Source organism: Pseudomonas sp. SBT1-2 (genome assembly GCF_028640875.1).
Taxonomy (GTDB): domain Bacteria; phylum Pseudomonadota; class Gammaproteobacteria; order Pseudomonadales; family Pseudomonadaceae; genus Aquipseudomonas; species Aquipseudomonas chlororaphis_I.
This window is the reverse complement of the sequence record NZ_JAQZAA010000093.1, coordinates 37,018-43,377: the sequence shown is the minus strand read 5'-3', so window position 1 is coordinate 43,377 and position 6,360 is coordinate 37,018. Positions and strand designations below refer to the sequence as shown.

Genomic DNA, 6,360 nt, shown 5'->3' with positions numbered 1-6,360 from the left:
CTACAGACGACACTGATCCTGTAGGAACGAGGCTTGCCCGCGATGGGTTCAACCCGCTGTTACTGGATATCTTCCGGCTTGACGATCACCCAGTTCTTGTCCGCCGTCACCGGCAGCCCTTCCTTGGCCTGGGCTGCGGCATTCTTGGCCATCATGCCGTTGATCTGGGCCATGTACTTGTCCTTGCGGTTGACCCACAGGTGGATGCCGCCCTTGGCCACGTCGACACCATGGAACAGCATGTAGCCGTCGCTGGTCGGGGTGTCGCCGCCCACCAGCACCGGTTTTTTCCACTCGTCGATGTAAGTCAGGATCGCTGCGTGCTTGCCGGCCATCCAGGTCGCCGGGGTCCACAGGTAAGGGGTCAGTTCCAGGCCGAGGTTGGCCTTCTCGTCATATTTGCCGGCGCTGATCTGCTTGCGCGCGGTGGTCAGCTCGCCGGTCTTGCGGTCCTTGAGCAGGGTGGTCACGCCGATGACGTTCTGCGGCTTGACGTTGTAGCCGTACTTCGGATCGGACGCGACCATGCGCACCAGCTCTTCGGAAGCGGCGGTCATCACATAGACCTCGATGCCGTTCTCCATCAGCTTGTTGTACAGCTCTTTCTGGCCGGTGAAGATCTTCGGCGGATTGATCTCGGTGTTCTTGACCACGTCGCCTTCGAAATAAGTGGCCGGCACCGGTTTGCCCGAGGCCATCAGCTCGTCGACATAGCCCTTGAGTTCCTTGAGGGTGAAGCCGGAGAAGACTTGCGCCACCCAGGGGTAGCAGACCATGTCGTCGACTTCACAGAGGCGGTAGTAGTAGCTGAACAGGCTTTCCTTGTGCTCGGCGGTGTCCTTGAACGGCATCAGCTTCAGGGAGGGGTCGAGGGTCTCGCGGGTGATCAGGCCCTTGTTCTCCATGAACGGCAGCAGCGACTCTTCCAGGTCGTAGCGGTAACTGGTGTTGTCCATGTCGAACACCGCGTAGTTACCCTTGTTGGCGTTGGCCGCGATCATCGCGTCCAGTTGCTTGGCCTGTTCCGCGGGCCAGTGCTTCAAGTCGGTGGCGAGAACCTGGCCGGCAAGGCCCAGGCAGAGTGCGGCAACCAGAAATTTCGGAGTGAGTTTCATCGGCGTTTTCTCCCTGATTTAAAGAGATCGACGCTAACAAATCGCTGTGACAATCCTCGCCTGTGGGCGACCGCCCGCGTCCTGATTCCGCCACCGGCATGTGCCTGAGCGTCAGCGGCTTATTCCAAAAACGACAGTCTCAATGCGTTTTTGATATTAATTCATTAGATATCAAGCTGTTAGGCTTGCCGGTTCGCAATCGCAGCCACAAGCGATTGGCACAAGTCTTATGGAGCCTCAATGAACCTGCCGCTGATCCTCAATCTGCTGGTGTTCCTCGCCTTGCTGCTGGGCCTGGCACAAACCCGTCACACCACCTGGAGCCTGGCCAAGAAGGTCCTGCTGGCGCTGGTGCTGGGCGTGGTCTTCGGTGTTGCCCTGCACAGCCTCTACGGTGCCGGCAACCCCATCCTGAAAACCTCCATCGGCTGGTTCGACCTGGTGGGCAACGGTTACGTGCAGCTGCTGCAGATGATCGTGATCCCGCTGGTGTTCGCCTCGATCCTCAGCGCCGTGGCGCGCCTGCACAACGCCTCGTCCCTGGGCAAAATCAGCTTCCTGACCATCGGCACCCTGCTGTTCACCACCGCCATCGCCGCGGTGATCGGCATCGCCCTGACCAACCTGTTCGGCCTGACCGCCGAAGGATTGGTGGCCGGTACCCAGGAAATGGCTCGCCTGCAGGTGATCCAGAGCGATTACGCGGGCAAGGTCGCCGACCTGAATATCCCGCAGTTGCTGCTGTCCTTCATTCCGCAGAACCCCTTCGCCGACCTGGCCCGGGCCAAGCCGACCTCGATCATCAGCGTGGTGATCTTCGCCGCCTTCCTCGGTATCGCCGCCCTGCAACTGCTCAAGGACGACGCCGACAAGGGCCAGAAAGTGGTCAACGCCATCGACACCCTGCAAGCCTGGGTCACCCGCCTGGTGCGCCTGGTGATGAAGCTGACCCCTTACGGCGTGCTGGCGCTGATGACCAAGGTGGTCGCCAGTTCCAACCTGCAGGACATCATCAAGCTCGGCAGTTTCGTGGTGGTGTCCTACATCGGCCTGGGCCTGATGTTCGTGGTTCACGGCCTGCTGGTGTCGCTGGCCGGGATCAACCCGCTGCGCTTCTTCCGCAAGGTCTGGCCGGTGCTGACCTTTGCCTTCACCAGTCGCTCCAGCGCCGCGACCATCCCGCTGAGCATCGAGGCGCAGACCAGCCGCCTGGGCATTCCGCAGTCCATCGCCAGCTTCGCCGCCTCGTTCGGCGCGACCATCGGGCAGAACGGCTGCGCCGGCCTGTACCCGGCGATGCTGGCGGTGATGGTGGCCCCGACCGTCGGCATCAACCCGCTGGACCCGCTGTGGATCGCGACCCTGGTGGCGATAGTGACCTTGAGTTCGGCCGGTGTGGCCGGGGTGGGCGGTGGCGCGACCTTCGCCGCGCTGATCGTGCTGCCGGCCATGGGCTTGCCGGTGTCCCTGGTGGCGCTGCTGATTTCCGTGGAGCCGCTGATCGACATGGGCCGTACCGCACTGAACGTCAGCGGTTCGATGACCGCCGGGGCGATCACCAGCCAGATCATGCAGCAGACCGATAAAGAAAAGCTCGATGCCGATGAGCATGCGGAGCTGGCGCAGGCCTGATCTTTCAGCCCCGTTCCGGGTTCACGCCCGGAACGGGATCACGACCTGTAGCCGCTGCCGAGCTCGCGAGGCTGCGATCGACTGCGAAGCAGTCGTAAAACCAGACAACCTGTTTTTCCTGAAACACCGCGTGCTCAGGTTTTGCGAGGACTTCGTCCTCGATCGCAGCCTCGCAGGCTCGGCAGCGGCTACAGGGCTACGGGGTTAAACCCTCTCCCAGACTTCGAAGCTATAGGCCGGCTTGTCGCCTTCCGCCGGGTTCGGCACGTCAGACACCAGTTTCCACTGCTGCTGATCGAACTCCGGGAACCACGCATCCCCTTCCGGGCTCAACGCCACGCGTGTCAGGTACAGGCGATCGGCCTGCTCCAGGCCCTGGGCATACAGCTGCGCCCCGCCGATCAGCATCAGCTCGGTAACGCCCTGTTCCAGCGCCCATTCCTCGGCACGTGCCACCGCGGCTTCCAGCGATGGGTACACCTCGGCGCCTTCGAGCCGCAGGTCGGCCTGGCGACTGACCACGATATTCAGCCGCCCCGGCAGCGGACGCCCCAGCGAATCCCAGGTCTTGCGACCCATGATGATCGGCTTGCCCAGGGTGGTGGCCTTGAAGTATTTGAAATCCCCCGGCAAGTGCCAGGGCATGCTGTTGTCGACGCCGATCACGCGGTTTTCACCGAGGGCCGCGATCAGGCTGAGAGGGAGAGATTTTTTCATGCCGGCGAGGATACCAGAGGCTCGGTGCCCCGCAACGTACCCCGATCGGCGCGACAGCGGTTATGCTCACCCCTCATTTGAGCAACGGAATGACGTGTGACAGCACTGACCCCACTGGAAAAACTCTGGCTCACCGAAGCCGTACGCCTGCGTGAAGAACACGCCGGCGCCCTGGAGGACCAGGAAGCCAATCGCCTGGCGCGCACCGCTGGCGGCGATCTGGCGAGCCGCCTCCAATACCGCGCGCTGTGGCTGGCCGAACGCGACGGCCTGGCCGCCGCCCTGCGCCACTGGGTCCAGGGTGCGCGCCTGGCGCTGATGCTGCTGGCGCTGCTGGCCATCGTCAGCGGCGCCGGCCTGGCCTTCGCCGCCCTGGGCAACGGGCAGGCGCCGGTCAATGTGTTCTGGGCCCTGGGCAGCCTGCTCGGTCTCAACCTGCTCCTGTTGCTGAGCTGGGCCCTGGGCCTGCTGTTCGCCGGCGAACAGGGCGCCAGCCTCGGCCGCCTGTGGCTGTGGCTCAGCGCCAAGCTCGCCCGCGACGCCAAGGCCGCGCAGCTGGCGCCCGCCCTGCTGCTGTTGCTGCAACGGCGCAAACTCAATCGCTGGGCCATCGGCACCCTGGTCAACGGCTTGTGGCTGCTGGCCCTGCTCAGCGCCACGGCAATCCTGCTGATGCTGCTGATCACCAAGCGCTACGGGTTCTACTGGGAAAGCACCCTGCTCGGCGCGGATGCCTTCGTGGCGATGACCAACGCCCTCGCCGCCATACCCCGTGCCATAGGTTTCGGGGTACCGACCGTAGAGATGATTCACGCCAGCACCCGGGATGTTTACAACACTGAACTGGTGCGCCAGATGTGGGCCGTCTGGCTGGTGGCCTCGCTGATCATTTACGGCGTGCTGCCGCGCCTGCTGTTGATGCTGTTCTGTCGCTGGCGCTGGAAGCACGGGCAGGCGCGCCTGCAACTGGACCTCAACCTCCCCGGCTACAGCCAGCTGCGCGAAGCGTTGATGCCCAGCAGCGAACGCCTGGGGATCAACGATGCCGCCCCCGACTTGCTGCACCGTATCGAAGGCGGCGTCAGCGCGCAGGACAGCGATGGCGCCCTGCTGGTGGCCATCGAACTGGACGACCAGCGCCCTTGGCCACCGCAATTGCCGGCCACGGTGAAAGACGCCGGCATCCTCGACAGCCGCGAATCCCGGCACAAGCTGCTGGAACAGATGAGCCGCTTTCCGCCGGCGCGCCTGGCCATCGCCTGCGATCCACGGCGCTCGCCGGACCGTGGCAGCCTGGCGCTGATCGCCGAGCTGGCCCGCAGCGCCACTGCCACCCGGGTCTGGCTGCTGCAGGCGCCACCGGGCCAGGCGCTGGATGCCGAACGCCTGGGTGACTGGCAGGTGGCCCTGCAACAACTGGAGCTGCCATTCGCCGATTGCGTGCCGCTGAACTGGCTGGAGACCGGGCATGACTGATTCTCGCAAACCGCCGTTGAAGCTGGCGGTAGTCGGCCACACCAACGTCGGCAAGACCTCCCTGCTGCGTACCCTGACCCGGGACGTCGGCTTCGGCGAGGTCTCCCATCGCCCCAGCACCACCCGCCATGTCGAGGGCGCGCGGCTGTCGGTGGACGGCGAACCGCTGCTCGACCTGTACGACACCCCCGGCCTGGAAGACGCCATCGCCCTGCTCGACTACCTGGAACGCCTGGAGCACCCCGGCGAGCGCCTGGACGGCCCGGCCCGCCTGGTGCGGTTTCTCGAAGGCAGCGAGGCGCGCCAGCGTTTCGAACAGGAAGCCAAGGTGCTGCGCCAGCTGCTGGACTCCGACGCCGGGCTGTATGTGATCGATGCCCGCGAGCCGGTACTGGCCAAATACCGCGACGAACTGGAAGTCCTCGCCAGTTGCGGCAAGCCGCTGCTGCCGGTGCTGAATTTCGTCAGCAGCGCCGACCATCGCGAGCCGGACTGGCGCGAAGCCCTGGCCCGCCTGGGCCTGCACGCGCTGGTGCGGTTCGACAGCGTGGCGCCGCCGGAGGACGGCGAGCGGCGGCTGTATGAAAGCCTGGCGTTGCTCCTGGAAAGCTCGCGGCCGCAGCTGGAACGCCTGATCGCCGATCAGCAGGCGCAACGCGCGGCTCGCCAGCAAAGCGCTGCGCGGCTGATCGCCGAACTGCTGATCGATTGCGCCGCCTGCCGGCGCAGCGTGGTCAGCGAGGTCGAGCAGGAACAGCAGGCCATCGGCGAACTGCGCAAGGCCGTGCGTCAACGTGAGCAGCGCTGCGTCGAATCGCTACTCAAGCTCTACGCCTTCCGCCCGCAGGATGCCGCCGCCAGCGATGTGCCGCTGCTCGACGGGCGTTGGGGCGATGACCTGTTCAACCCGGAAACCCTCAAGCAGCTGGGCGTGCGGGTCGGTGGCGGGATCGCCGCCGGCGCGGCGGCCGGGGCCGGCGTCGATCTGCTGGTGGGTGGCCTGACCCTGGGCGCGGCGGCCTTGGCCGGGGCGATCGCCGGTGGCGCGCTGCAAACCGCCCGCAGCTACGGCGGCCGCCTGCTGGGCAAGCTCAAGGGCCAGCGCGAGCTGACCGTGGACGACAGCGTGCTGCGCCTGTTGGCCCTGCGCCAACGGCAACTGGTGCAGGCGCTGAATGTGCGCGGTCATGCGGCGCTGGGCAGCATCCAGCTGGCCACGCCCCAGGACCAGAGCTGGCGCGAGGGCAAGCTGCCGGAGGCACTGAACAAGGCCCGCGCCCATCCGCAGTGGTCGTCACTGAACCCGGCGCCGCGCTTGAGCCAGGCGGAGCGTCAGGAGCAGATCGAGGCGTTGGCGCAGAAGCTGGTGGTCGGGGATTAGGTCGGCGTCGTTCTCACCGACGCCATCGCGGGCAAGCCT

The 6,360-nt window shown here is 65.3% G+C and carries 5 protein-coding genes; 3 read left to right on the top strand and 2 right to left on the bottom strand.

Annotated features, from left to right (window positions below):
* Nucleotides 1-59: 59 nt before the first annotated feature.
* A complete protein-coding gene (locus PVZ78_RS20300; protein ID WP_101283854.1) occupies nucleotides 60-1,115 on the bottom strand; it encodes a phosphorylcholine phosphatase in 1,056 nt (351 codons plus the stop codon).
* Nucleotides 1,116-1,355: 240 nt separating this feature from the next.
* On the opposite strand from PVZ78_RS20300, the gene PVZ78_RS20295 reads away from it, so the two are divergent.
* Entirely contained in the window at nucleotides 1,356-2,747 is a 1,392-nt protein-coding gene (locus PVZ78_RS20295; RefSeq protein WP_016704825.1) for an L-cystine transporter, read from the top strand.
* Nucleotides 2,748-2,951: 204 nt separating this feature from the next.
* On the opposite strand, the gene PVZ78_RS20290 is transcribed toward PVZ78_RS20295, so the two are convergent.
* Complete coding sequence (locus PVZ78_RS20290; protein ID WP_009046056.1) at nucleotides 2,952-3,464, bottom strand: dihydrofolate reductase; 513 nt, start codon at nucleotides 3,462-3,464, stop codon at nucleotides 2,952-2,954.
* A gap of 96 nt (nucleotides 3,465-3,560) precedes the next feature.
* Here PVZ78_RS20290 and PVZ78_RS20285 point away from each other — a divergent pair, with 96 nt between their 5' ends.
* Together PVZ78_RS20285 and PVZ78_RS20280 are read left to right on the top strand one after the other, a co-directional pair.
* Nucleotides 3,561-4,940, top strand: a complete 1,380-nt coding sequence (locus PVZ78_RS20285; protein WP_009051341.1) for a DUF2868 domain-containing protein — start codon at nucleotides 3,561-3,563, stop codon at nucleotides 4,938-4,940.
* Nucleotides 4,933-6,321 carry a GTPase/DUF3482 domain-containing protein gene (locus tag PVZ78_RS20280; protein WP_273829147.1) on the top strand — a complete coding sequence of 463 codons (1,389 nt, stop codon included), beginning with the start codon at nucleotides 4,933-4,935 and terminating at the stop codon, nucleotides 6,319-6,321. The genes PVZ78_RS20285 and PVZ78_RS20280 overlap by 8 nt, the downstream gene beginning before the upstream one ends.
* Nucleotides 6,322-6,360 lie beyond the last annotated feature (39 nt).

Coding starts and splice junctions, on each gene's coding strand:
- PVZ78_RS20290 (WP_009046056.1), bottom strand. CDS start 3,464: ATGAAAAAATCTCTCCCTCTCAGCCTGATCGCGGCCCTCGGTGAAAAC.
- PVZ78_RS20280 (WP_273829147.1), top strand. CDS start 4,933: ATGACTGATTCTCGCAAACCGCCGTTGAAGCTGGCGGTAGTCGGCCAC.
- PVZ78_RS20295 (WP_016704825.1), top strand. CDS start 1,356: ATGAACCTGCCGCTGATCCTCAATCTGCTGGTGTTCCTCGCCTTGCTG.
- PVZ78_RS20300 (WP_101283854.1), bottom strand. CDS start 1,115: ATGAAACTCACTCCGAAATTTCTGGTTGCCGCACTCTGCCTGGGCCTT.